We start from the raw sequence: 23,227 nt of genomic DNA on the forward strand, positions 1-23,227 counted from the left end.
CCGCCGCGCCAAGCGTGGCATCGCTGGTCTGCAGCCCGTCGAGCGCAGGCGCCTCGGGGTTGGCCTCGACCACCGGCGTATCGTCGTCGACGGTGATCTCGAACGCCCCGTCTGCGGCGACGACGCTGTCGCCGTCGGCGTCGGAGGCCACGATCGCGCTCGACAGGTCGAGGACGAGGTCGTTCTCGGTGTCGTCGCCCGCCTCGCCGTCGAGCGAGGGATGGTCGATCGGCCCGAGCAGCGTGAAGGTGTAGTCGCCGTCGCTGTCGACCTGCAGCGTGAAGATGCGCGCCGACAGGTCGTCGGGGTTGCCGCCGGTATAGGCCACCAGCGTGTCGCCCTGGACCGCATAGTTGACCGTCGCCCCGCCCGAGGTGAGCGCGGGCAGCCCCGAGGTCACCGCGTTGATGCCGTAGCTCGCCGGGGTATCGGTGCCGGTGTCGAACAGCGAGGCGACGCTGCCGACCACCTGCGTGATCTCGCCCGCGACGTCGTCGGGTCCGCCCGCGATCCCGTCGTCGAGCCCGTCCTCATCGACCGTGCGGCTGATCGTCGCATCGCTGACCGAGGGACCATCGTCCTCGATCACGAACACGCCGCCCGACAGGTCGAGCACGGCGGGAACGTCGTTGGTGTCGTCGTCGCCATCGGTGATGGTCGCCTCGACCCCGAGCGTGCCCGGCGCCAGCTCGAGCGCCACCGCGTCGTCATTGTCGCCGCTGTTGTCGTGCCAGACATTCTGGCTCTGGCTGAAGGTCACCACGCCGGTCTCGTCGTCCACCGCGATGGTGAAATAGCTGTTGTCGTCGGTGACCAGGTCGATGCTCGCCGCGGTCGAACCGACCACGACCCCGTCGACGAGATAGAGCTGGATCGCCTCGCCCTTGCCGCCCCCGGCGGCCAGCGCGAAGAGCCCCGAATCCACCCCGACATCGCCGCCCACCAGCACCATCTTGTAGCTGACGGTGTTGGGCAGGTCGTTCGACAGGTCGGCCGCGCCGACCGTGAAGAAGCCCGACACGTCGACCGTCTCGCTGGCATCGCCCGGGCCCGCATTGGGACCGTCGAGGTCGTCGCCCTCGGGGCGCGTCTCGTCGAGCGCGACGGTGAAGTCGTCGCCCACCTGCTCGACCGAGATCGAAGGCTCGTCATCGGCGAAGCTGATGTCGCCGGTGATGTCGATGGTGTGGCTGTCGCTGTCGTCGTCCTCGTCGGTCGCGGTCGCGGTCAGCGTGATGACGTTGCTGCCGAGGATCCCCTCGGGCACGTCGCTCTCGTTGGCCGGGATCGCCTCGCCGTCATAATGCTCGACCGCGCGGTTCTGCGTGAGCGTCACCACCCCGCTGCCGTCGACCGACAGCGTGAAGGCGACATATTCGGTGCCGTCGAACTCGAAATAGCCTTCGACCAGCCCGGTCACCGCGTCATAACGCAGGTCGATCGCGACCCCGAATTCGGTGTCGACCAGCCCGGTGCTGTCGGTATCGGGGTTGTAGTTCACCCCGAGCGTGTAGACGAGCGCGCTCGCGGCATTGCCGTCCTGCGGCCCGTCGGCGCCGAAGCCGACCGAGAACTGGCCCGAATAGTCCTGGCTGTCCTCGCCCGCCGCGCCAAGCGTGGCATCGCTGGTCTGCAGCCCGTCGAGCGCAGGCGCCTCGGGGTTGGCCTCGACCACCGGCTTGTCGTCCTCGATGAAGACGGTGAAGCTGGTGTCGAGATCGTTCGACGGCGTGCCGTCGGTGACCTTCAGCGGCACCGTGAACGAGACCTCGCTCTCGATATTGCCGTCGCCGTCGAAGGCGGCGTCGCCGCCATTGTGATAGACCGGCTTGTGCAGCGTGACCGTGTAGCTGTCGTCGGCGCTGGTGGTGTCGTCATTATAGTTGATCGCCACCGTGATCGCCGGGTCGGTCGGATCGCCGGTATGACCGATCAGCAATTCGGGATCGCTGGTATCCCAGATGATCGCGGTGCCATCAGCGGTGTAGAGCGTCTCCGTCGGCGCGCCGAGCACATAGTCGAGCGTGGCATCGTCGGGATCGGAGAAGTCGAGATCCCCGGTGAAGCTCGGCAGGTCGGTGTCGTCGCCCGCCGGGTCGTCGTCGGCGATGCCGTCCTCGAGCCCTTCCTCGGAGACGACCGCGTTGCCGACCTCGCCGACCGGCCCGTCGTCGACCCCGTTGATGGTGATCGTCAGCGTCGCGACGTCGGTGTCGTCGTCGGCGTCGGAGAGCGTGTAGGTGAAGACCTCTGACAGGGTCTCGCCGTCGTTGAGCGCGATGACATCCCCATAATCGGGATCGGTCGGATCGAGCGTGTAGGTATAGGTCCCGTCGGCGTTGATCGTCAGGGTGCCATATTTGCCCTGCACCTCGAGCGACCCGTCGGCCGACCCGAAGTCGCGGCTGTCGGTGTCGCCCTCGAAGCCGACGATCTGGATGATCTCGTTGGGCACGTCCTCGCTGACATCGTCGGCCCCACCGTCGCCATTGGCCTCGGCATCGGTGATGACGTTGCCGGTCGCCGACAGCTGTCCCTCGGTGTCGGTCACCTCGTCGGTGTCGGCCACCGCCTCGACGCCGTCGTCGCCGAAGACGATCCGGCTGCCCAGGTCGAGGTCGGCGGTATCGGTGTCACGATCCTCGTCGGACACGGTCGCGCGCAGCGTCAGCGCGCCTTCGGCGATCGCCTCGGGCGCATCGCTCTCGTTGCCGAACTCGTCGAAGTGCAGGACCGCGCGCAGCTGGGTCACGGTGACGGTGCCGTCGTCGCTCGCCGAGACGGTGAAGACGTCGACCTCGTCGCTGCCGACCATGACATAGCCGTGGACCACGCCCAGCTCGTCGACGCGCAGCTGCACCTCCTGGCCGGTGGCGGTGTCGAAGATGCCGGTCGCGATGCCGGTATCGACGATGAGCTCGTAGCTCGTCGCGGCTTCCTCGCTGCCGCCGAAGAAGCCGTCGCCGCCCGCGAAGAATTCGAACGCCCCGGCATAGTTCTGACTGTCGGTGCCGGTCGGCACGTCGGCATCGCTGGTCGACAGTTCGATGGCCAGCTCGGCGTCGAAGTCCTCGTTCGCGCTCGCCGCCGGGCTGTCGTCCTCGACCTCGACCGCGAAGCTGGTTTCGAGCGTGCCGCCGTTGCCGTCGTCGACGGTGAGCGGCACGGTGATGTCGAATTCGCTCTCGATATCGCCGTCGCCCGCGCCCAGCGTGCCGTGGAACAGCGGCTGGAGCAGGACGACGTCATAGCCGTCGTCGCTCGGGTCGCTGGCATCGGCGCCATAGTCGATGGTGATGGTGATCACGGCGGGACCGCCCTCGCCGGCGCGCCCGACGAGCTGCTCGGGATCGCTCGTATCCCAGACGATCTCGGTGCCGTCGGCGGTGTAGAGCGGCTGGTAGCCCTCGACCGCCGAGGGATCGCCCAGCGCATAGCTGAGGACATCGCCGGTATCGCCGTCGGCAAAGCCGAAGCTGCCGCTGGCGGTCGCGCTGTTGCTGTCGTCGCCCGCGGGGTCGCTGTCGGGCAGCGCGTTCTCGAGCCCCTCCTCGGACACCACCGCGCCGCCCGCCTGCCCGGTCGGCGGCTGGTTCGACCCGTTGATCGTCACGGTCAGCGTGGCGGTCGCCACGTCGCCGTCGGCATCGCGCAGGTAATAGGTGAAGGTCTCCTCGAGGGTGGCCCCGACCCCGAGCGCGAGGACCGCGTCATAATTGGCGCCCTCGGTGTCGATCACATAGGTGTAGCTGCCGTCGGCGTTGATGGTCAGCGTGCCATATTGGCCCTCGACCTCCATCGCGGCGCCGGCGTCGCTGTCGCCGCCGAAACCGTCGACCTGCGCGACCACCGCGCCGTCGGCCCCGACCTGGTCGGCGCCCGGCGCGTCGCTGATGACATTGCCCGTGGCGCTGCGGCCGCCGTCGCTGTCGCTCACCTCGGTCGCATCGTCGTTGGCGGTCGGCACGTCGTCGCGCAGCGAGACGACGAAGCTGCCCGTCGCGCTGTCGCCATCGTCGGCATCGGTCACGACGAAGCCGATCGCGGGCAGGCTGAAGACGTCCTCGATGTCGGGGTCGCCCTCGGCGTCGCTCTGGTCGGGATGGTCGAGCGGCCCGGCCAGCTCGACGCTGTAATTGTAGGTGACCTCGTTGGTCGCCGCGTTCACGTCGGCGCTGTCGAGGCTGATGGTGAGGAGCGGTTCGCTCGCGCCCGCCACGGTGCCGGTGATGCTGTGGCCGTCCGCGCTCAGCGCGAACACCACCGCGAGCCCGCCCGAGGTCAGCCCGGCGGCGTTGAGCGCCTCGACCGTCGCCGCGGTGAAGGCGAAGCTCGCCATCGCGTCGGCCTCGCTCGGCGTATCCTGGTCGTCGCCGAAATCGACGGTGACGCTGCCGCTGAGGCTGGCCGCGCCGTCGGTCTCGATCGGCTGCGGTGCCACCTGCCCGTCATCGGCATTGGCGCCCGCCAGCGCGTCCTCGTCGGCCGACAGGTCGGCGGTCGGCCCGACCTGCGGGGTGCTGTCGGGCTCGAGCGCGATGGTCACCGTCGCGACCGCGGCATCGCCGTCGCCATCGACGATCCGATAGTCGAAGCTGATCTCGCCCTGTTCGCCCGGCGCGGGGGTGTATCGGAACTGCCCGCCGCCGAGATATTCGAGCGTGCCCTCGCCGGTCAGCGTGCCTTCGACCAGCTCGATCCCGCTCGCGACTTCGCCCTCGCCCTCGGCGACCGGGTCGCTGTTCGACAGGTCGACCCCGTCGGCGCCCGCGGTGTCGTTGGCGAAGACGTCGATCAGGACGGGCTCGCCCTCGTCGAGCTGGTTGACGGGATCATCAACCGCGCTCGGCACGTCGTCGACGATCTGGATGACCAGCGTGCCCTCGACGACGTCATCGTCGTTGGGGTCGTTGGGATCGTCGGGATCGGTGACGGTGATCGTGAAGACGTCGGTGGTGTCGTCGCCGTCGGTGTTGGTCAGCAGTTCGTAGGTATAGCTGAGCTGCCCCGCGACCGTATGGTCCACGGTGAGCACGCCGAGCTCGGTCTCGACCACGGTGATCTCGCCGACCGGGATCGGCACGCCGTTGATCTCGATCCCGCCGCTGATCGCGATCAGCGAGGGCGAATCGCCGTCGAGATAGACGATCACGCCGCTGGTCTTCTCGCCGTCGCCCGCGGCCGCCGAGCCGGGGCTGCCCCCCGCGCCGTCTTCGATGCCCGACTCGAACACGCGCGTGCCCTCGTCGCCGAGCCCCGGACCGTCACCGTCGGGGTCGGGCTGCGGCACGTCGACGTCGGGTTCCTCGTCGGGGATGACGATCGAGAGCGTGGCGGTCGATTCGCTGCCGTCGTCGTCGATGATGACGTAGGTGAAGGTGTCGGTCTTGCCGCCGGGGCCGCCCTCGAAGCGTTCGTAGCTCCAGGCGCCATTGGCCTCGACCGTCAGCGTGCCCCACTCGCCCTCGACGACATAGTCGGTGCCGCTGTGGAAGACGAGCGAACCGTCGTCGATCACGCCCCACGTCTCGATGCCGTCGGCCCCGGGGATGTCGGCGCTCGCCGATCCCCCGTCCGACCCCTCGCCCGTGAACACGTCGCCCGAGGCGCTGTCCTGGCCGAGGCCGAGCGTGACGACATCGTCGACCGCGGTCGGCGAATCGTCGAGGATGTTGACGGTCAACGTCGCGGTGTCGCTGTCCCCATCGGGGTCGGTGACCACCACGGTGAAGACGTCGCTGACGCCGTTGTCCGTATTGTCCGACAGCGTGTAGCTGAAGCTGACGGTGCCATCGCCGATCGCGGTGATGGTGAGGATCCCATATTGCCCCGCGATCTGCTGGCCAACCCCGGTCACCACCGTGCCGTTGATCGTCAGCCCGCCATCCTCGATCAGCGTGCCCCGACTGTCGGGCGAGGAGAAGATGATGGTCCCGGTCGTGGTCTCGCTGTCGGTCGCCGCGGCCGAACCCTCGGGTTCGCCCGCGTCGCGCAGCGTGCCGTCGCCCGCGGGCAGCCCGTCCTCGGCCACCTGCGTGACCGCGTCGGGCACCGCGAAGGGCTCCTCGGGGGTGTCGATGTTCACCTCGGGGAGATTGTCCTCGATCACCCCGACCTCGCGGAATTCGGGCGGGGTGTAGAAGAGCGCGGTCGGCGGCAGCAGGTCGCCCAGGCCGATCCCCGGCCCGAGGTCGGGCACCGGGATGCCGAAGTTGCCCCCGCTCGAGGGGGTGTCGCCCGCGGCGGGCTGGGGCTCTTCACCGATCAGCAGCGCGGCGAGGGTGGTGGGGGGAACCTCGATACCGCCGATGATGAGCTTGGGCACGAACACCGCGCCGCCGGCAATGATCATGACGCTGCCGTCGGGCAGCTCGACCACGAGGTCGCGCCCGACGACGGTGACGTCATCGAGCTCGACGCCCGCAGGCAGGATGACCGAGCCGCCGGGCCCGGGAGCCACGCGCACCGCGTTCTCGGGCAGCTGCGGCTGCTGTTCGCTGTCGGCGCCCAGCGCCGCCTGGGTCATCGAAAGATCATCCTGTCGCATTTCGTCCCACCTTCATGCCGTTGCGAGCGGTTGGTCGGACCGCCCCCTGTTGATCGGTGGATGCTGGCGTCGCCGTTGAACGGAATTGGTTAACGCACCGACAGCCCACCGCTTCAGATGCCGAAGGAAATCATCATTCGCGAAGCAAAAGCAAGTCTAGCCCATGCATCGGTGATTCGACTTGGGTCGAACGATGCGAGTAATCGTGAACTCCTACTGTTAACCTTCTACGGTTAACTCGCGACGGAATTTGCATCCTACTACCTGCCGGCTCGACGGGTCTTCGCCAAATTCAAGTCGACCATATATTTTAGGTCGACCGTTTCTAATGAAATCATGACCACGACTTGTAAAATTGATGCAGGTCAAGCTTTTTAAGTGATGGTAAATCGCTCATTATCCATTTTCATATAATCCGCGGTTAAATTTGGACTTGGAACCACAACCGCGCATCGACCGCGATTTTCTTCGCCAGCCGCGTCCCGAAACGACACAAGGGGGTCGCGCGGCGGGTCGGCTGGCCGACACCGGCGCGACTCGTCACGCCGCCGCAACCACCGAGTCGCGGCGCCTCAGCGCGCGAGCGCGTGGTCGAGCGCGGCGTGCCAGCGGTCGAGTCGCGCGGCGCGCGCGTCGGGCGCCATCGCCGGGGTGAAGCGGTCGCGCCGCGGCTGCATCGCGCAGGCCTCCTCGAGCGAGGCGAAGCGCCCCGCCCCCACCGCCGCGAGCATGGCCGCGCCGCGCGCGGTGCTCTCGATGTTCGCGGGGCGCTCGACCCCGATCGCGAGGATGTCGGCGAGGTCCTGCGCGAACCAGTCGTTGCGCGCCATCCCGCCGTCGATCCGCAGGCTGGTCCACGCCGCCCCGTCGGCGGCAAAGGCGCGCCCCAGGTCGTGCGCGCTCATCGTCACCGCCTCGAGCGCGGCGCGCACCAGGTGCGCGCGCCCGACCCCGAAGGTCAGGCCGTGGATTGAGCCCGTCAGGTCGGCCCGCCAGTGCGGGGCGCCGAGCCCGGTGAAAGCGGGGATGATCGTCACCCCGCCGCTGTCCTCGACGCTGCGCGCGAGCGCTTCGGTCTCCTCGGCATGCTCGACCAGCCCGGCCATGTCGCGCAGCCACTTGACGAGGCTGCCGGCGACGAACACCGCGCCCTCGAGCGCATAGGCGGCGCTGGTCCCGTCGTGGCTCAGCAGGGTCGAGAGCAGCCGGTGCCGCGAGCGCGCGGGGGTCGCCCCGGTCGGCGCCAGCGCGAACAGCCCGGTGCCGAAGGTCGCCTTGGCGCGCCCCGGCGCGAGGCAGGCCTGCCCGATCGTCGCCGCCTGCTGGTCGCCCGCCGACCCGGTCACCGCGATCGCCCCGCCGAACAGGTCGGTCGTGCCGAGCTCGCCGGCGGTCGGCACGATCTCGGGGAGGGCTTCGCGCGGCACCCCGAAGAGGTCGCACAGCCCGGCATCCCAGGCCACCTTCTCGAGATCCATCAGCAGCGTCCGGCTGGCGTTGCTGGCATCGCTGGCGTGGCGCCCGGTGAGCTTGAACAGGAGCCAGGCGTCGACCGTCCCGAGCGCGAGCCGCCCGGCCGCGGCGGCCTCGCGCACCGCCGCGTGGTGGTCGAGCAGCCAGCGCATCTTGGTGGCGCTGAAATAGGGATCGAGGAGCAGCCCGGTCTGCGCCTGGAGTGCTGGCTCGTGCCCCGCTTCGCGCAGCGCGTCACAGGCCGCGGCGGTGCGCCGGTCCTGCCAGACGATCGCGGGCGCGAGCGGCGCGCCGCTGGTGCGGTCCCACGCCACGACGGTCTCGCGCTGGTTGGCGATCCCGATGGCGCCGACCTTCCCGGGCCCGCCCGCGGCCGCGACCGCGGCGGCCATGACCTGCCGGCTGCGGTCCCAGATCAGCTTGGGGTCCTGCTCGACCCAGCCCGGCTGCGGGTAGGTTGCGGGCAGGTCGGCCTGCGCGACATGCGCGATTGCGCCGTCGTCGGCGAACAGCAATGCACGGGTCGAGCTCGTGCCTTCGTCGAGAACGAGGATCATCGCGCCAGCCTAGCCGAAATCGGGCCGATCGGAACCCTCGCCCGCCGGCGCGTGGGGCGGCGCCCTTGCCCGCCCCCCGTGCCGGCGCCTATCCTGCGCCCAGACGACCGGCGGGAAGAAGGCGCCCACCACGATGATCTGGATCGCGATCCGCATGCTCACGGGCGACCGCCAGAAATTCTTCGGGCTGGTCTTCGGCATCGCCTTCTCCACGCTGCTGATCACCCAGCAGCTGAACCATCTTCGTCAACCTCCTCGAGCGCGGCGCGAGCGCGGTCTACGATATCCGGACCAACGACCTGTGGGTAATGGACCCGGTCAGCCGCACCCCCGATGTCGCCTTCCCGATGCCCGCCACCGCGCTCGACGCGGTGCGCGGCGTCGCGGGGGTGGAGTGGGCGGTGCCGCACCTGCGCTCGGGCGCGACCATCCGCACCCCCGAGGGCGATCTCGAGGGGGTCACCGTGATCGGGGTCGACGACAGCACGCTGATCGGGCAGCCCGCGCGCATGGTCGCCGGCGAGCGCGAGCGGCTCGCCGCCCCCGACGCGGTCTTCATCGACGACGTCGGGGCGACCCGGCTCTCCCCCCCCGGCGCGCCCTTCCTCGGCACGCGGCTCGAGCTCAACGATCGCCGCGCCGTCATTCGCGGGGTCACCGACAACATCCCCACCTTCACCAGCCAGGTTACCCTCACCACCCGCTATTCGAACGCGCTCGGCTACGTCCCGGGGCAGCGCAACCGGATGAGCTTCATCCTCGTCAAGGCCGCCGACGGGGTCGAGCGGCTAGCGCTGGCGCGCGCGATCGAGGCGCAGACCGGGCTGCGCGCGCGTACCCGCGAGCAATTCGCGCGCGACGGCATCGACTTCATCATCGAGAATACCGGCATCCCGCTCAATTTCGGGATCACGGTGGGGCTCGGCTTCATCGTCGGGGTGGCGATCGTCGGGCTCACCTTCAGCCTGTTCATCCGCGACAATGTCCGGCAGTTCGGCGCGCTCAAGGCGATCGGGGTCCACAACGGCAAGATCCGCGCGATGGTCGCCGCGCAGGCGGCGCTGGTCGGGCTGGTCGGCTACGGGCTCGGGCTGCTCGGCGCGGCGCTATTCCTCGAGGCCTTCGCGGGCGAGCCGACCTTCAAGGGCTTCTACACCCCGTGGCAGGTGCCGGTGATCAGCCTCGTCTCGGTGATGCTGATCCTCGCGCTGACCGGCTGAGTGGCGTTGCGCGGGGTGCTCCGGACCGAGCCCGCGGCGGTGTTGCGATGAGCGCGCGCCCCGCGAGCGGCGCCGCGATCGCGGCGCGCGGTATCGTCCGCGATTTCGCCGCGGGCAGCCAGTCGATCCGCGTGCTTCACTGCATCGACCTCGATATCCGTCGCGGCGAGCTGACCTACCTAGTCGGCGAATCGGGATCGGGAAAGACCACGCTGATCTCGATCCTGTGCGGCATCCTGTGGCCAACCGAGGGCAGCGTGCGTGTGTTCGACACCGACCTCTATGCGCTGCCCGACCGCGCCCTCGTCGACTTCCGGCTGCACCACATCGGCTTCATCTTCCAGCAGTACAACCTCATCCCCGCGATCGACGCGGCGAGCAACGCCGCGGTGCCGCTGATCGCGCAGGGGCTGGCGCGCGGCGAGGCCCGCGCGCGCGCCATCGCGATGCTCGAGGACCTCAACATCGCCGACCAGGCCGACAAGCTGCCGCACCAGCTGTCGGGCGGGCAGCAGCAGCGGGTCGCGATCGCCCGCGCGCTCGTCCACCGCCCGCGCCTCGTGGTCTGCGACGAGCCCACCGCCGCGCTCGACGCGCGGTCGGGACGCCGGGTGATGGACCTGTTGCGCGCGGTCGCGGTCGCGCCCGATCGCGCCTGCATCATCGTCACCCACGACAATCGCGTCTTCGACCTTGCCGACCGCATCCTCGTCCTCGAAGACGGGTGCATCACCCATGACGGCACCGCGCTGCCGGAGGAGCATTGACGCGCATGGCCAGGCTGTCCCTTACCCGCCACCTCCTGCCGGGCATCGCGCTGCTCGGCATCGCCGTCGCGATCTATCTGATCGTCGCCCAGGCGCCCGACCGCTCGATGGACAAGAGCGACGAGACGCCCGCGCGCGCGACCGGCGCGCTCGCCGACGCGCCGCGGGTCGCTGACGCGGGCTGCGGACCCGGGTTGCTCGGGGGGAGGCGGGGCTAGGCGCCCTCGATCGCGATGCGCAACTCGCTCTCGAGCAGCGCGGGGGTGCAGGGCTTGCTGCAAAAGCGCGCCTCGGGGAAGCGTTCCTGCAGCTGCGCCGGTTCGGCATGGCCCGAGTGGAAGACGATCGGCACCCCCTCGGCCTTGAGCTGCTCGGCCACCGGGAAGACGTCCTCGCCGTCGAGCTGGACATCGAGGATCGCCGCGTCGGGGTGCGCGGTGGCGATGGTCGCGAGGCTGTCGGCGACATTCTCGTGCGGGCCGATCACCTCGTAGCCGGCATCCTCGAGGGTATGCTGGAGATCGAGCGCGATCAGGATCTCATCCTCTACGACGAGGACCCGGTAGGGGGTTCGGCTCGACAATTGGCTGGAAGGTTCAACGTTAATGTGAACGCCCTCTCGCTACTGGCTTGTTCGACGCTGGCCTCGAGTTGTCGGGCCGAGACCTCGACCAATGTGGTTCCAAACCCGCTATGCTCCTCGACGTTCCGTGGCGCGCTCAGCTTTTCCTCCCACGACAGCGCGACCGCGCCGTCGGCGGCGTCCTGCCAGCGGATCTCCAGCTGCGCCTCGGGGTCGCCGAGCGCGCCATATTTGACCGAGTTGGTGGCCCATTCGTGGAGCAGGAGCGCCAGCCCCGAGACCGCATTCTGGCGGATCGCCACCGGCGCGCCCGCGATCTCGAGCCCGTCGTGATCGGCAAAGGGGGCGAGCGCGGCGCGGACGAGCTCGCCAAGCTCGCTGCCCTCGATCCCGCTGGCGTTGGTCAGCGAATGCGCGCGGCCCAGCGCGGCGATCCGCTCGCGCAGCGTGCGCGCCATGTCGGTAACGCTGTCGTTGGAGCGCGCGGCGAGGCTGATCATCCCGCCGATCACCGCGAACAGGTTCTTCACCCGGTGGTTCATCTCGCGCAGCAGGAGCTCGCGCATGGCGATCCCCTCGGCTTCGCTGGTGACGTCGAAATAGACCCCCACGAGGCGTTGCGGGGCGCTGCCCTCGACGAGCCGCCCGAGCCCGCGCAGCGTGCGCTCGGTCCCGTCCGCCTCGCGCACGCGGAAGGTGGCCTGGTAATCGGCCTGCCCGCTCATCGCGCGGCGCAGCGCCGCCTCGACCCGGTCGCGGTCGTCGGGATGGATCGCGGCGATCAGCTCGTCGATCGGGTGCTGGTCCGCGGGGTCGAGCCCGAACATCCCCTCGACCGCCTCGTCAAGCACGGTCGCCCCTTCCTCGACCAGATATTCCCACACCCCGATCCCCGACACCTCGAGCGCGAGCTTGAGGCGTTCGCGTTCCTGCGCCAGCTCGGTCTCGAGCGCCTTGGCCTCGGTGATGTCGGTGAAGACGAGCGTGGCCCCCGACACGCTGCCGTCGAGCACGCGGTAGGGCATCACGCGCAACAGGAAGCAGCGTCCGTCGCGGGTCGCGATCTGGCGTTCGATGGGGCCATGGCCGTGCACGACCGAACGGGCATCGTCGAGATAGCGGTCGTCCTCCAGCTCGGAGGTCATGTCCTCGAGCCGCCGCCCGCGGTCGGCGGGCTTGAGGGGGAACAGCTGTTGGGCGGCCTCGGTATAGCTGCGGATGTTGAGGTTGCCGTCGAGGACGACCACCGCGAGCTGGGTCGATTCGAAGAAGTTGCGCAGGTCGGCGTTGGCCACCGTGAGCTGGTCGACCTTCGACTTCAGCTCGTCGTTGACGGTGGTGAGCTCCTCGTTGGTCGACTGGAGCTCCTCGTTCATGCTCATCATCTCCTCGTTCGAGGACTTGAGCTCTTCGTTGACCGTCTCGAGTTCCTCGACGGTGCAGCGCAGGCGGTGACGCGCCAGCCGCAGCTCGTCCTCGAGGATCTGAACCTGCCCGTCGTTGGGGCCCAGTTCGACGAGGTCCTCGTCGAGTTCGGCGCGAAATTCGGCGGTCTCGCGGAACACCACGAGCAGGTTGCCGTCGGGCAGCGGGTCGGCGATCACGTTGATGCGCTGCGACCCGAACTCGCTGCGCACCTCGACCTCGCGCGCCACGATCCGGCTGCGCTCCTCGCGCACCTCGCACAGCAGCGGCACGAGGGTCTCGCGCAGGCCCGGGCGGGCGAGCGAGGTCGCGCTCACATCCCCCGTCGGGCTGTTGGGAAATTCGAAATAGCGCGACAGCCGGCCATAGCTGCTCTGGATCCGCCCGTCCTCGTGGAGCACCATCGCGGCGGGCGCGTAGCGATCGACCAGCCGCTTGAGCGCGGCATCGTCTTCCCAGCCGCGGTCGGGGCGCAGGCGGCGCGCGCGGCGGGCCTGCCGGGTCGCGCGCGTCTCGCTGCCGACCGTGAGGTGGGTGGGGTAGACGCCGCGCCCGCCCTTGCGCCGGAACAGCCGCGCCTTCTGGTCGACCGGCTGGAAAAGGTCGTCGAACCGCCCGATCGTCTCCGAGGGACCGAGCATGAGATAGCCACCGGGCACGATCGCGTAGTGGAGCAGCGGGATGACCGCCTGCTGGAGACGGTCGCCGAAATAGATCAGCAGGTTGCGACAGCTGACGAGGTCGAGCTTGGAGAAGGGCGCGTCCTTGATGATGCTGTGGTTGGAAAAGCGCACCATGTCGCGGATCCGCGGGCTGACCGTGACATGGTCGCCGTGGCTGATCGTGTAGCGTTCGCGCAACGGCTCGGGCAGGTCGACCAGCGCGGCGGGGGCATAGCGCGCCTGGCGCCCGATCTCGAGCATCGCCTCGTCGATGTCGGTGGCGAAGATCTGGACGCTGGCGCCGACCTGCTGCGCCTCGAGCTCGGCGGCGATGAGCATCGCGATGGTATAGGCTTCCTCGCCCGACGAGCAGCCGGGCACCCAGACCCTGATCTCCTGCTCGCGCCCGCGCCCCTTGACCAGCGGGCCGATGACCCGCTCGCGCAGCGCGTCGAAATGCTCGCTGTCGCGATAGAATTTGGTGACGTTGATGAGCAGGTCGCGAAACAGCGTCTCGCACTCGTCGCGGTCCTGCGACAGGAGGTCGACATAGTCGCGCGCGCGCTCGATCCCCAGGACCTGCAGCCGGCGCGCGATGCGGCGCTCGAGCGTCGAGCGCTTGTAGCCCGCGAAATCGTGGCCGACGGCCTGCTGCAGCGTGTCGCACAGATTGTCGATCTCGGCGACGATCTCGCTCGCGCCCTCGTCATAGACGCTCGACCCGCGCAGCCGCTGGAAATAGGCGACGACCTCCTCGACGATGTCGCTCGGTTCGTGGACGAAATCGACCATCCCGGTGCCGACCGCCGAGAGCGGCATGCCGTCGTAGCGCGCGCTGGTCGGTTCCTGCGCGATCGCGAGCCCGCCATGTTCCTTGATCGCGCGCAGCCCGATCGCGCCGTCGCCCCCGGTGCCCGAGAGGATCACCCCGGCGGCGAACTGCTCGCACTCCTCGGCGAGCGAGATGAGGAAATCGTCGATCGGGCGCCGCTGGCCGCGGGGCAGGTCGAACGGCTCGAGCTGCAACCGCCCGTCGCGCAGCGCCAGCCCCTTGCCGGGCGGGATGATGTAGATATGGTCGGGCTGCGGCTCCTCGCCGCCGGCGACTTGCGCCACCGTCAGCGCGGTCTCGCGCGCGAGCAGCTGCGCCATCAGGCTCTCGTGATCGGGGTCGAGATGCTGGACGATGACGAAGGCCATCCCGGTGCGCTGCTTGATCGGGCTGAACATCTCGCGCAGCGCCTCGAGCCCGCCCGCCGACGCGCCGACCCCGACGACGGGGATGGGGCGCTCGCTCGTGTCGGCCTCGGTCGGATCGGCGGCTGGAGATCGGTCTGCCATGCAAAACGGATAAGGTGCCCTATCGTAGCTGCCAAGTCTTCACGCGCCAGAGCGGACCAAAGACCGTGTCGCGGCCCGCGACGGCGGTGGTGGCCGGGGCGTCAGTAGAGCGTCGAGCCGTGGTCGAGCTGGGCGACGAGCATCTTGGCCTCGGCGATCGCGCTCGCCGTGTCGGCGAGCGCCGCCACGCTGCCGACCAGCTGCAGGCGATGCGGGTCGAGCGTCCCGCGGATCCGGTCGGCCGCAGTCCGATAGCGTCCGTCGTACCCGTCGGCCTCCTCGAGGCTCGCGGTGCCGATGTCGAACTGGCTGGCGAACAGGAAACGCGGCGTCCCTCGGGCATCGCAGATGCGCGACAGCGTCAGCATGTTGACGAAGGGGGTGCCGTCGGCGCGGAAGTTGACGAGGTTGACCCGGCAGCTGCCGCGACCGGTGCCGGCGATGAACGCGCGCACCCTGCCGAGCCCCGGCTGGTCGCGCCGGTCGCGCTGGAGAAAGCGGCAGTTGCGCCCGATCACTTCCGCGCGCGGATAGCCGATCAGCCGGCAGAAGCGGTCGTTGGCGGCGACCAGCGGCTGGTCGTCGTTCGTGGTCGGGGCGAGGGTCAGCGCCAGCGTCGACTGTGCGATGAAGTCGGCGAGGCTGTTAGGCACGATGCTGGGGGTCGGTGCGCTCATCACCGAGCCAACCGCCGGCCCCCCATGCCAGTTGCACGCCCCCCGCCGGCGAACGGCGAATCGCGGTCGGGACGGCGCAGCATCGGGGGGAAGGAAATGGCGGAGACGGAGTCCGCACAACTATTGTTCGCTAGGGTGCGTGGGCGCACGAAAAATCCACGTAAAACTGGCATAACTTAGATTTCATGTCCGCTGACGTCCATTGACAGCCCTGCGAACTCAAGACAACTTGTGGGAACCATCGTGGGAACCACGGAAAGGGAAAGCATGGCAGGCGGTTTGACAGCATTGAAGGCGAAGAGCCTCAAAAAGGCTGGACGATATACCGATGGCCGGGGGCTTATGCTCTACGTGAAGGCTAGTGGGTCCAAGAGTTGGGTGTTGCGCCTCACCATTGACGGAAAGAGGCGGGACATTGGTTTAGGTAGCTTCGATGATGTCTCTCTGGCGGATGCGCGCGCCAAGGCCGACGAGCTGAGATTGCTAGTAAAGTCTGGCGTTGATCCCACCCGCCTCGACGATCCTGGCAAGGCCGGGGCAGCAATGACCTTCCGTGAAGCGGCCAAAGCCGTCCACGAGGAACGAAAGGACGGCTGGAAGAATCCAAAGCATGCTGCCCAGTGGCTCTCCTCACTCGAGGAATACGCAAACCCATACATCGGCGAAAAATTGGTAGCCGATATCGACGGCCCCTCAATTCGTGATTTGCTGGCCGAAATTTGGCTATCAAAGCCTGAGACCGCAAGGCGCGTTCGCCAGCGGATAGGCACGGTGCTCGATTGGGCATACGCTCGAGGCCTCAGGAACAGTGAGGCTCCTTTACGATCGATCAGTCGGGGACTGCCACGCCAGCCAAAAAAGGACAGCCATTTCGCTGCTCTGCCTTACGTCGAGCTTCCCACCCTGATCTGCCAACTTTCTGAGCGGAGCACCGTGGGTAGGCGCGCGCTGCAATTTTTGATTCTTACTGCTGCCCGCTCGGGTGAGGTTCGTGGGGCGACCTGGCGTGAAATCGACCTTGAGCGAGGCCAATGGAACATACCGGGTGACAGGATGAAAATGGGCAAGGACCACAAGGTCCCGCTTACCCCTGCTTCTACGAAAATCCTCATCGAGATGGCTGAAGCGGGCACGCCAGCCGAAGGGATCATTTTCCCTGGCCAAAGAGGTCGCCCCATGTCCGACATGACCTTGATGAAAGTTCTCAGGACCGCCCTACCCGGATCGCATACCGTCCACGGATTGCGCTCCTCGTTTCGGGACTGGGCCGCAGAGCAAACAGATTACCCGGGCGAAGTAGTGGAGGCGGCCCTGGCTCATGCTGTCCAAAACCGAGTAGAAGCCGCCTATCGCCGGACAGATTTTTTCGACAAGCGAAAGAGGCTGATGGAGGAATGGGCGTCCTTCTTGTATCGTAGCGACTACAAGGCTGGCCCCTGACAAAAGTGCCAAAAGGCCGAACCGGCGAAGCTTTCCTTATAGGGTGCAACTCCTATGCTCGGAGGGAGGCATGGGAGCGAAGGCCTAAAGCGAGGAAGGCATGGGATCGGATCGTAAGGAAGCCGCTTCAGAACGGCGCGCAAAAGAAGCGAAGAAGGCGTGAAAAGATCTTTTCTATGAAGCGAAGGCTCTTCGTCGCTCGTGGACCGACCATCCGGATCGAGACACCGTTCTTCGTGAGGGGGGAAACCGCGAGGAGCTCCTTGTGCACCTGGATGCCCAAGACCTGAAGCGCTTGGACGACGATGACATCCTGCGGCTAGCTAAGTGGTCTATCGACATCGATGGACACATTCTGCCGCCGGAACTGATTGAGGAGGCGCTTGATCCTGTCGAGGGTCGGGAGGGGCCTGAGATGCCGTCGGAGCCCCCCTCCCCTGCACTTGCCCCCGAAAGCGCCAAGCCACAAAGCATCGCGCGTGGACGGCCTGCCAGAGGCTTCTGGGACGACCTCATCATCGAGACTGCCTATGAAATTCACATGGGATCTTTGAAGCCGAGGAGCATCGCAGACATTGTCGGCTTCATGCAGGATTGGCTCATTTCCAATGGCCACGATGCTGGGGACACGACGCTTAAGGAGCGCGCCCGTAAAATCTGGATCCGATTTATCGACGGATAGATTTTCCGACCTTTTCCGACTGTTACCGGCGGCAGGTCCTTCGCTTACTCGCCACCCTTATCCGGCGTTCAAGGCAGCTCATTGGGAGTTGCCGACGCCGGAGAATACAAATGTATCCCATTACCATTTCGATCAACGATGCGGCTCAAGCGATGGGCATTGGTCGGACCAAACTCTACGAGCTGATCAACAAGGGCGATGTCACCGCCGTTAAGGTCGGGCGCCGAACCCTCATCAAAACCTCCAGCATCGAAGCCTTCGTTTCGAATTTGGAGGCCGCATAATGTCAGTCATTCGCGATGCAACGGCCCGAAAGCTCGAAACTCCGATCGCTCAAGTGATCGAACAGTATGTCCCCCTCAAAAAACAAGGCGATCACTACATGGGGCAGTGCCCGTTCCATACAGATCGAACGCCGAGTTTTATGGTGCAGGATAATGTTGGGAATTGGGAAGCCGGGCATTTCCACTGCTTCGGATGCGAAGCTCACGGCGACGTCTACGATTTCCTAAAGCGCTACCACGGTATCAGCTTCATCGATGCCCTTTATATGCTCGGCGCCGAACCGGAAGTTCCGATGCACGACCTCCCCCCAAAACCCTTCAGGGATGGAGACAAGCGAGCGGCGGTCGAGCGGATCTGGTCTCACTCATATTCCATAAAGGCCTGTTCTCCCGTGGGTGACTATCTCGCCAGCCGAGGCATCGCGGTCGAAGAGCTTTCTGGATTGGAGAACCTCCGTGAGACGAAGCTGCCGTTTCGCGGAGATGGAAAAGAACATCCCGTTCTGATCGCGGGATTGCGCGACGGAAATGGTGATCTCACTGCAATTCAACGAACATTCTTGACGCCCGAAGGACAGAAGCTTGCCGGCCCGGAAAGTAAGCGCTCGCTTGGCACCGTGCGCGGCAGTGCAGTCAAAATCGGGGACAGCGTCGAGGAGTTGGTGATTTGCGAAGGCCTTGAGGACGCACTGACTTTGCGCCTTGCCAACCCAAGCGTCAGCGTTTGGGCGGCCGCGGGGGGAAACATGCTTTGCTCCCTGCCAATTCCGGACGAATGCACCCGCCTCACTATCGCACGGGACAATGACGAGGCTGGCAAATCCGCCGTCGAAGCGTCGGCTAAAATGTTCTGGCGTGAAGGACGGCAGATTAGCGTGATGGCGCCTTCCCCGGAGTTCAAAGACTTCAATGAGGAACTGCAGGCGAGTCTGGAGCTGTGACAATGCAAGCAATCGCGAAGGCTTACAACGAAGCGGAACAGCTGAAGCAACCTCCGAGCGAAAATTGGGAGCTTCCGGTGTCGTTGCCGTCAACCTTGCCAGATGTTCCGAGTTTCGACCCCTATCTTCTACCGGCCAACCTACGCCCTTGGATTGTAGACATCTGCGATCGAATGCACTGCCCGCTAGATTTTGCGGCAATTCCAGCAATGGTTGCGGTGGGTTCGTTGGTCGGAAAGAGGGTGGGGATCCGCCCGGAGGCGCATACGGACTGGACTGAAGTGGCCAATCTCTGGGGGTGCATCGTCGGACGTCCTGGCGCGATGAAGAGTCCAGTAATTTCTGAGGTCCTCGGCCCCATCAAACGGCTCGAAGCACGGGCCATGAAACGTAATGAAGAAGCTCGTGCGGAATTCTCACAACGTGAGGCTATCAACAAACTTCAAAATGAGGAGGCCAAAAAGCGCATTCGTAAGCGGTTTGCAAAGGATGGCGCAAAAACATCCGACATCTCTCTCGATGATTTCGAGAGCCTCGAACCTCCCATCGAACAGCGTTTCATGACGACCGACGCTACCGTCGAAAAATTGGGGGTGATTTGCGCCGACAATCCAAATGGCGTGCTCCTATATCGTGACGAGCTACTGACGATGTTTCAGGATCTAGACCGTGAAGAGAAAGCTGCGTCCCGTGGCTTTTTCCTTACCGGATGGAGTGGCAGTGACTCCTATACGTTTGATCGAATTGGGCGCGGGACCGTCCGGGTCGAAACAGTGAACTTGTCAGTTATCGGAAGCGCCCAGCCGCATCGGATCGGAAAGTATCTAAAGGAGTCGCTTCGAACTCATGATGATGGAATGGTTCAGCGGCTTCAGTTGCTTGCCTGGCCAGACCATGACACTGCCTGGCGCAGCGCGGATCGTTATCCAAACGTCGAAGCCAAGACCAAAGCGCTCGCGTGCTTTGATCGCCTCGCAGATTTGAAGTGGTCTTCCGTTGGCGCGGATCGTGACGACTTTGATGATGGTTCCGGCGTTCCATTCCTCCGGTTCGAACAGGAAGCTCTCGAGGAATTTGTCGATTGGCGAATGGAGCTAGAGGACCTCGTCCGAGGAGATACGCTGCCGCCTTATCTCGCTGCTCACCTATCGAAGTTCCGTGGTCTTGTGCCTCGTCTCGCTCTGATCTGGCATCTTGCAAGCGATGGCTTCGGCCCTGTTTCGGTTGAAGCGTGCGGGACTGCTATCGAGTGGGCGGCGTATCTGCGGGCCCATGCCGAACGTGCCTATGATGCGATGTCCTTGACCAACACAGACACGGCAAACGCCATTCTTCAGAAAATTCGGGCGGGCGACCTTAAAGCAGGTTTCACCGAGCGGGACGTCTACCGCCCAGGGTGGAGTGGCTTGCGAGATCGCGATGCAAATAAGGCAGCCCTCGCACTTCTAGCTGACCACGACTGGGTCCGACCCAAGCGAGTGGAGACGGGAGGGCGCCCGTCAACCGAGTGGGACGTTAATCCCAAAATTTCTGGCAATTAGGCTTTCTGTTTCGGAAGGCAGGTCCTCTCATAGTCGAGGCCCCCGCGTCGTCGGGCCTGAATGGAACCAAATAGATCGATGCCCCCTCCGCCTGCACCACGTGGGGGGGGCATCGTTACATCCGATCCCTATCGACTGCACTCCGCACGAATATCAGTGAGGTTGGGCGGAGGGGGCAACCTCCTAACCGAACAGGAGTCCCCTTCACATCCATTTACTTATAGGTGCGCGAGAACGGTTTTCCCACTTTAGTTCCCACAGCGGCTAAGACCAGCGCACTCCTCTCGGCTAAGCACTCAACGCTCGTTATTTGTCTGGCCGCAAGGCTCCCTAGGAGGAATAATTGAGAGGCGTCGCCCCATGTAGTTGTCGGAACGCCGGTCCGGCGGCTTGGTAGTAATGAAGGCATTTGCCAGACGCTTTGATTGCGGCAACGTTAGGGCGCCGGATGGTCGCCCGCGCGGGCGAGCTCGACAAGAGCAAGCGTTAGGTCTCCGGGCTGGCGGCGTAGCTGTCACCATGGCAAAGAGTGGTATGGCGCCTTTATCCAGCTACTCCTTTCAGCAGTTCACGCTTGATGAGCTTCCACTCCGACGAGACACATGGATGATGGAAGAAGTCTATTTCGGCGACTGGGAGGCGGAATGGCTTAAAACCATTCACGGCGACGCTGAGGCCTCTCCTTATGACGTCGGCTATATCACGCGGGTCAGCATCGAGGAGGTGACGCCTGCAGGAGCGGATATCCGGTGGTATCCCAATATCCATGACCGCTTTCATGTTGTGAAGACCTTCCTCCCGCGAGAAGCTTTTGTAGCTGCAGCCTTGGCCTATAAGTTTGAAAAACGGGTCAGCGTCTTCGTTAAAAGCGAGTGGCTACGGAAGCTGCATCTTCGCTCCAACTCGATCTTTGTCATGATCGACGCAAAGGACATGACGGCTGCAATTAAGGATGGCCTGATCACCCACGAGAAGGTCATCGCGCTCCGCGATGCACTGGACGCGTTTGCGGGACGCTATCCCTTCATCTCATTCATATCGTTCGCGGACAGCCTGTTGCTCAAGACCAACTGGACTGCTGGCATGGTCGATACCGATGTCGAATACACCTATGTGCCAGAAAGACTGCTGGTCCTGTTTCAGCAGCTGCAGACGCTTTATAGGGACACGCTGGGCCTCGAAATCTACGCCGTGCTCGCGCAAGGCTCGAACGAATACTATGATGATCCGTTGCTTCATATTTCCGAAGAGAAGAATCATATTTCGCTGAACAGCCTGGGCTTGCCGTTTGCGCAAATCGCTCAGATCGAGGGGGCCGCACGAAAGGCCATTCGTGCCGGGGAGCACCCACCCATGGAGATCTACATGGACAGCGACCTATTCCACTCGCTTATGTTCAAGAATTACGAGCGGAAGGATAGCTGGCCGTCAGCACCCTACAAACCGAAAATGATCTCGGAGCCAGGCAGCTACCATTATGCTATGTGCGACGATCTCCTGGCGTGCTTGAGTCTGCCGTGAGGGGGGCGACGAGGTGTCACGTGGATCGTCCATTAATGGCGTCCGTCTGCTTTTCTGCCGCCTCATGCAGTGGATTAAGGTCGAGCATCGTCTGAAGCGGACTCAGCTCAGCCGACCTTTCACGTAAATTAAAATGGTAGCCGGGCGTCTAACGGAATGAATGTTGACGGTATGACAGCTACCTAAAGCATAAATAGACAGTTCGAGACTATCTGGGCGTTTGACGGAATTCCGCTTCACGCTGATATGCCGTCGTGGAGAAACCTCATGGATCAGACAACACTCATCATTTTTATCGCCGTCGGCGCCCTCATCTATTGGCAGATACGAAAGGACGCCCGGCCTTTGTTGTTAGCTGAGGCTCAAACCTCCCTGAGAAACCTTGCCGATGGACGGAATGGAAAGGTCGCGGCTCGATACAACGCAATGGCGGACGCAATCGGTGAGGGTGAAGCCTTCGTAGCCCGAGGAGCCGTGGCGAGTGAGGCCGATCGGAGGCGTGTGAATTGGCAACTCGCCTCGCTAACCAACCCGGAAGTTTTAGACGCAATCGGCTTGCAGCGAACAGGCAGTCGCCATTGGCACACGCGCCGTGCCGTTGAGGCCCTTTCGTTGTCTGTGTCGCGTCTACCAGTTGTGTGATTCCGGAAGGATTGGCCTCGTTCCTTCCGTTGCGTCCAATGCATCACGACAGAACCCTATCAAAGCGCTCCGAAAAAGAACCAAGCAATGCTCGGGCCCCTGTCGATCACTATACCCATGAAGTTTAAGACCCCGAGTTTCTTCCACCTAGAAAAAATATCGATCTGCTTTAAATTAGAGCCTGGGGCCGCGTAGAATGGAGGGTGGCAGTAAGGTGCCACCCTCTCGGTATCAATCACATTGGACAAAAATTTCGGCTTTGTGAGGGCCAGAGTCATCAAAGGTATGTTCAATCCCCTGAATCACACCGCTGAACGTCTCACTAGGTCCTTTCCTGAAGATTAGATGCTCGCCAACACGAGGCAACACTTCAAACCTGAGAGTTATTTTTCGCGTGCTTTCAGGTCTTAGAAAATTAACGCTACAATCCATTTAGACATTCTCCTGTGCTGTAGTAAGTTCCAATTTGAGATCGGGGAGACCGGTATTTTGCAGCTTGATGCTAAAAAAAGACACGCAATTTTGTCGCGAGAGTGTGAGGAATTGCAGGACAAAATATACGAACTTCAAAAAGAACTTCGAGAATTGCAGCGTCGCCGAGAGATCGCCGCATTGAATTACCTCGGTGTCGAGGTCGGTGATGAAGTAAGATTAACTTCCAAACGTTACAAGCATGAAACGTTTGGAGTTGTTCGAGACGCGAATATCTGGGCTGCTGGGACATGCGGTGTTTCGCTCGGCAAGCGACCGACTATTTTCATCGCGCAGAAAGATGGGAGCCTGATGCGTGTGTCAGGACGCATGTGGGAACCCGCCACCTCCGATTAGCCGGTTTTTCGCCGGCCGCGCACTATTTCTAGCCCCCAAGATGGATGCGTCTGCGTGCTATCCTTGTCGAATTTAACCCATGCGTTTGAGGCTCAA

General features: G+C 64.5%; 16 protein-coding genes. 10 read left to right on the forward strand and 6 right to left on the reverse strand.

The window, feature by feature from the left end:
* The 3 genes from L8951_RS03790 to L8951_RS03800 form a co-directional block, all read right to left on the reverse strand.
* Positions 1-6,526: DUF5801 repeats-in-toxin domain-containing protein (locus L8951_RS03790; protein WP_244381687.1), on the reverse strand; the 6,526-nt coding region annotated here is incomplete at its 3' end.
* 593 nt (positions 6,527-7,119) lie between these two features.
* A complete protein-coding gene (locus L8951_RS03795; protein WP_244381688.1) occupies positions 7,120-8,577 on the reverse strand; it encodes an FGGY family carbohydrate kinase in 1,458 nt (485 codons plus the stop codon).
* 88 nt (positions 8,578-8,665) lie between these two features.
* Positions 8,666-8,818 carry a hypothetical protein gene (locus L8951_RS03800; RefSeq protein WP_244381689.1) on the reverse strand — a complete coding sequence of 51 codons (153 nt, stop codon included), beginning with the start codon at positions 8,816-8,818 and terminating at the stop codon, positions 8,666-8,668.
* Between the two features lie 67 nt (positions 8,819-8,885).
* Between L8951_RS03800 and L8951_RS03805 the strand changes: the two genes are divergently transcribed.
* Genes L8951_RS03805 through L8951_RS03815 form a run of 3 tightly spaced genes read left to right on the forward strand, consistent with a single transcriptional unit; the run spans position 8,886 to position 10,782 of the window.
* Positions 8,886-9,797 carry an ABC transporter permease gene (locus L8951_RS03805; RefSeq protein WP_244381690.1) on the forward strand — a complete coding sequence of 304 codons (912 nt, stop codon included), beginning with the start codon at positions 8,886-8,888 and terminating at the stop codon, positions 9,795-9,797.
* A gap of 47 nt (positions 9,798-9,844) precedes the next feature.
* Positions 9,845-10,564, forward strand: coding sequence for an ABC transporter ATP-binding protein (locus L8951_RS03810; protein ID WP_244381691.1), 720 nt, complete (start codon positions 9,845-9,847; stop codon positions 10,562-10,564).
* Positions 10,565-10,569: 5 nt separating this feature from the next.
* Positions 10,570-10,782 (forward strand): hypothetical protein, encoded by a 213-nt coding sequence (locus tag L8951_RS03815; protein WP_244381692.1) that lies wholly within the window; start codon positions 10,570-10,572, stop codon positions 10,780-10,782.
* On the opposite strand, the gene L8951_RS03820 is transcribed toward L8951_RS03815, so the two are convergent.
* The 3 genes from L8951_RS03820 to L8951_RS03830 form a co-directional block, all read right to left on the reverse strand.
* On the reverse strand, positions 10,779-11,147 hold the full coding sequence (locus L8951_RS03820) for a response regulator (RefSeq protein WP_244381693.1): 369 nt from the start codon (positions 11,145-11,147) through the stop codon (positions 10,779-10,781). The two genes, L8951_RS03815 and L8951_RS03820, sit on opposite strands and share 4 nt — an antisense overlap.
* Positions 11,111-14,575, reverse strand: a complete 3,465-nt coding sequence (locus L8951_RS03825) for a chemotaxis protein CheB (protein ID WP_244381694.1) — start codon at positions 14,573-14,575, stop codon at positions 11,111-11,113. Before L8951_RS03825 ends, L8951_RS03820 begins: the two co-directional genes overlap by 37 nt.
* Before the next feature lie 101 nt (positions 14,576-14,676).
* Positions 14,677-15,252: a PAS domain-containing protein gene (locus L8951_RS03830; protein WP_244381695.1), complete on the reverse strand. Its 576-nt coding sequence runs from the start codon at positions 15,250-15,252 to the stop codon at positions 14,677-14,679.
* 243 nt (positions 15,253-15,495) lie between these two features.
* On the opposite strand from L8951_RS03830, the gene L8951_RS03835 reads away from it, so the two are divergent.
* From L8951_RS03835 to L8951_RS03865, 7 genes are all read left to right on the forward strand, one after another.
* On the forward strand, positions 15,496-16,692 hold the full coding sequence (locus L8951_RS03835) for a tyrosine-type recombinase/integrase (RefSeq protein WP_244381696.1): 1,197 nt from the start codon (positions 15,496-15,498) through the stop codon (positions 16,690-16,692).
* Positions 16,693-16,957: 265 nt separating this feature from the next.
* Positions 16,958-17,374, forward strand: coding sequence for a hypothetical protein (locus L8951_RS03840; protein ID WP_244381697.1), 417 nt, complete (start codon positions 16,958-16,960; stop codon positions 17,372-17,374).
* Between the two features lie 110 nt (positions 17,375-17,484).
* Complete coding sequence (locus tag L8951_RS03845; protein WP_244381698.1) at positions 17,485-17,658, forward strand: helix-turn-helix domain-containing protein; 174 nt, start codon at positions 17,485-17,487, stop codon at positions 17,656-17,658.
* Complete coding sequence (locus L8951_RS03850; protein WP_244381699.1) at positions 17,658-18,599, forward strand: CHC2 zinc finger domain-containing protein; 942 nt, start codon at positions 17,658-17,660, stop codon at positions 18,597-18,599. Before L8951_RS03845 ends, L8951_RS03850 begins: the two co-directional genes overlap by 1 nt.
* A gap of 2 nt (positions 18,600-18,601) precedes the next feature.
* Positions 18,602-20,140 (forward strand): YfjI family protein, encoded by a 1,539-nt coding sequence (locus L8951_RS03855; protein ID WP_244381700.1) that lies wholly within the window; start codon positions 18,602-18,604, stop codon positions 20,138-20,140.
* A 399-nt stretch (positions 20,141-20,539) separates the two neighbouring features.
* On the forward strand, positions 20,540-21,661 hold the full coding sequence (locus L8951_RS03860) for a hypothetical protein (protein ID WP_244381701.1): 1,122 nt from the start codon (positions 20,540-20,542) through the stop codon (positions 21,659-21,661).
* Between the two features lie 1,131 nt (positions 21,662-22,792).
* Positions 22,793-23,131, forward strand: a complete 339-nt coding sequence (locus tag L8951_RS03865) for a hypothetical protein (RefSeq protein ID WP_244381702.1) — start codon at positions 22,793-22,795, stop codon at positions 23,129-23,131.
* Positions 23,132-23,227 lie beyond the last annotated feature (96 nt).

Source organism: Sphingomicrobium astaxanthinifaciens, assembly GCF_022865105.1.
GTDB lineage: Bacteria > Pseudomonadota > Alphaproteobacteria > Sphingomonadales > Sphingomonadaceae > Sphingomicrobium > Sphingomicrobium astaxanthinifaciens.

Coding starts and splice junctions, on each gene's coding strand:
- L8951_RS03815 (WP_244381692.1), top strand. CDS start 10,570: ATGGCCAGGCTGTCCCTTACCCGCCACCTCCTGCCGGGCATCGCGCTG.
- L8951_RS03825 (WP_244381694.1), bottom strand. CDS start 14,575: ATGGCAGACCGATCTCCAGCCGCCGATCCGACCGAGGCCGACACGAGC.
- L8951_RS03845 (WP_244381698.1), top strand. CDS start 17,485: ATGTATCCCATTACCATTTCGATCAACGATGCGGCTCAAGCGATGGGC.
- L8951_RS03795 (WP_244381688.1), bottom strand. CDS start 8,577: ATGATCCTCGTTCTCGACGAAGGCACGAGCTCGACCCGTGCATTGCTG.
- L8951_RS03850 (WP_244381699.1), top strand. CDS start 17,658: ATGTCAGTCATTCGCGATGCAACGGCCCGAAAGCTCGAAACTCCGATC.
- L8951_RS03800 (WP_244381689.1), bottom strand. CDS start 8,818: ATGGTTCAGCTGCTGGGTGATCAGCAGCGTGGAGAAGGCGATGCCGAA.
- L8951_RS03855 (WP_244381700.1), top strand. CDS start 18,602: ATGCAAGCAATCGCGAAGGCTTACAACGAAGCGGAACAGCTGAAGCAA.
- L8951_RS03805 (WP_244381690.1), top strand. CDS start 8,886: ATGGACCCGGTCAGCCGCACCCCCGATGTCGCCTTCCCGATGCCCGCC.
- L8951_RS03810 (WP_244381691.1), top strand. CDS start 9,845: ATGAGCGCGCGCCCCGCGAGCGGCGCCGCGATCGCGGCGCGCGGTATC.
- L8951_RS03860 (WP_244381701.1), top strand. CDS start 20,540: ATGAAGGCATTTGCCAGACGCTTTGATTGCGGCAACGTTAGGGCGCCG.
- L8951_RS03830 (WP_244381695.1), bottom strand. CDS start 15,252: ATGAGCGCACCGACCCCCAGCATCGTGCCTAACAGCCTCGCCGACTTC.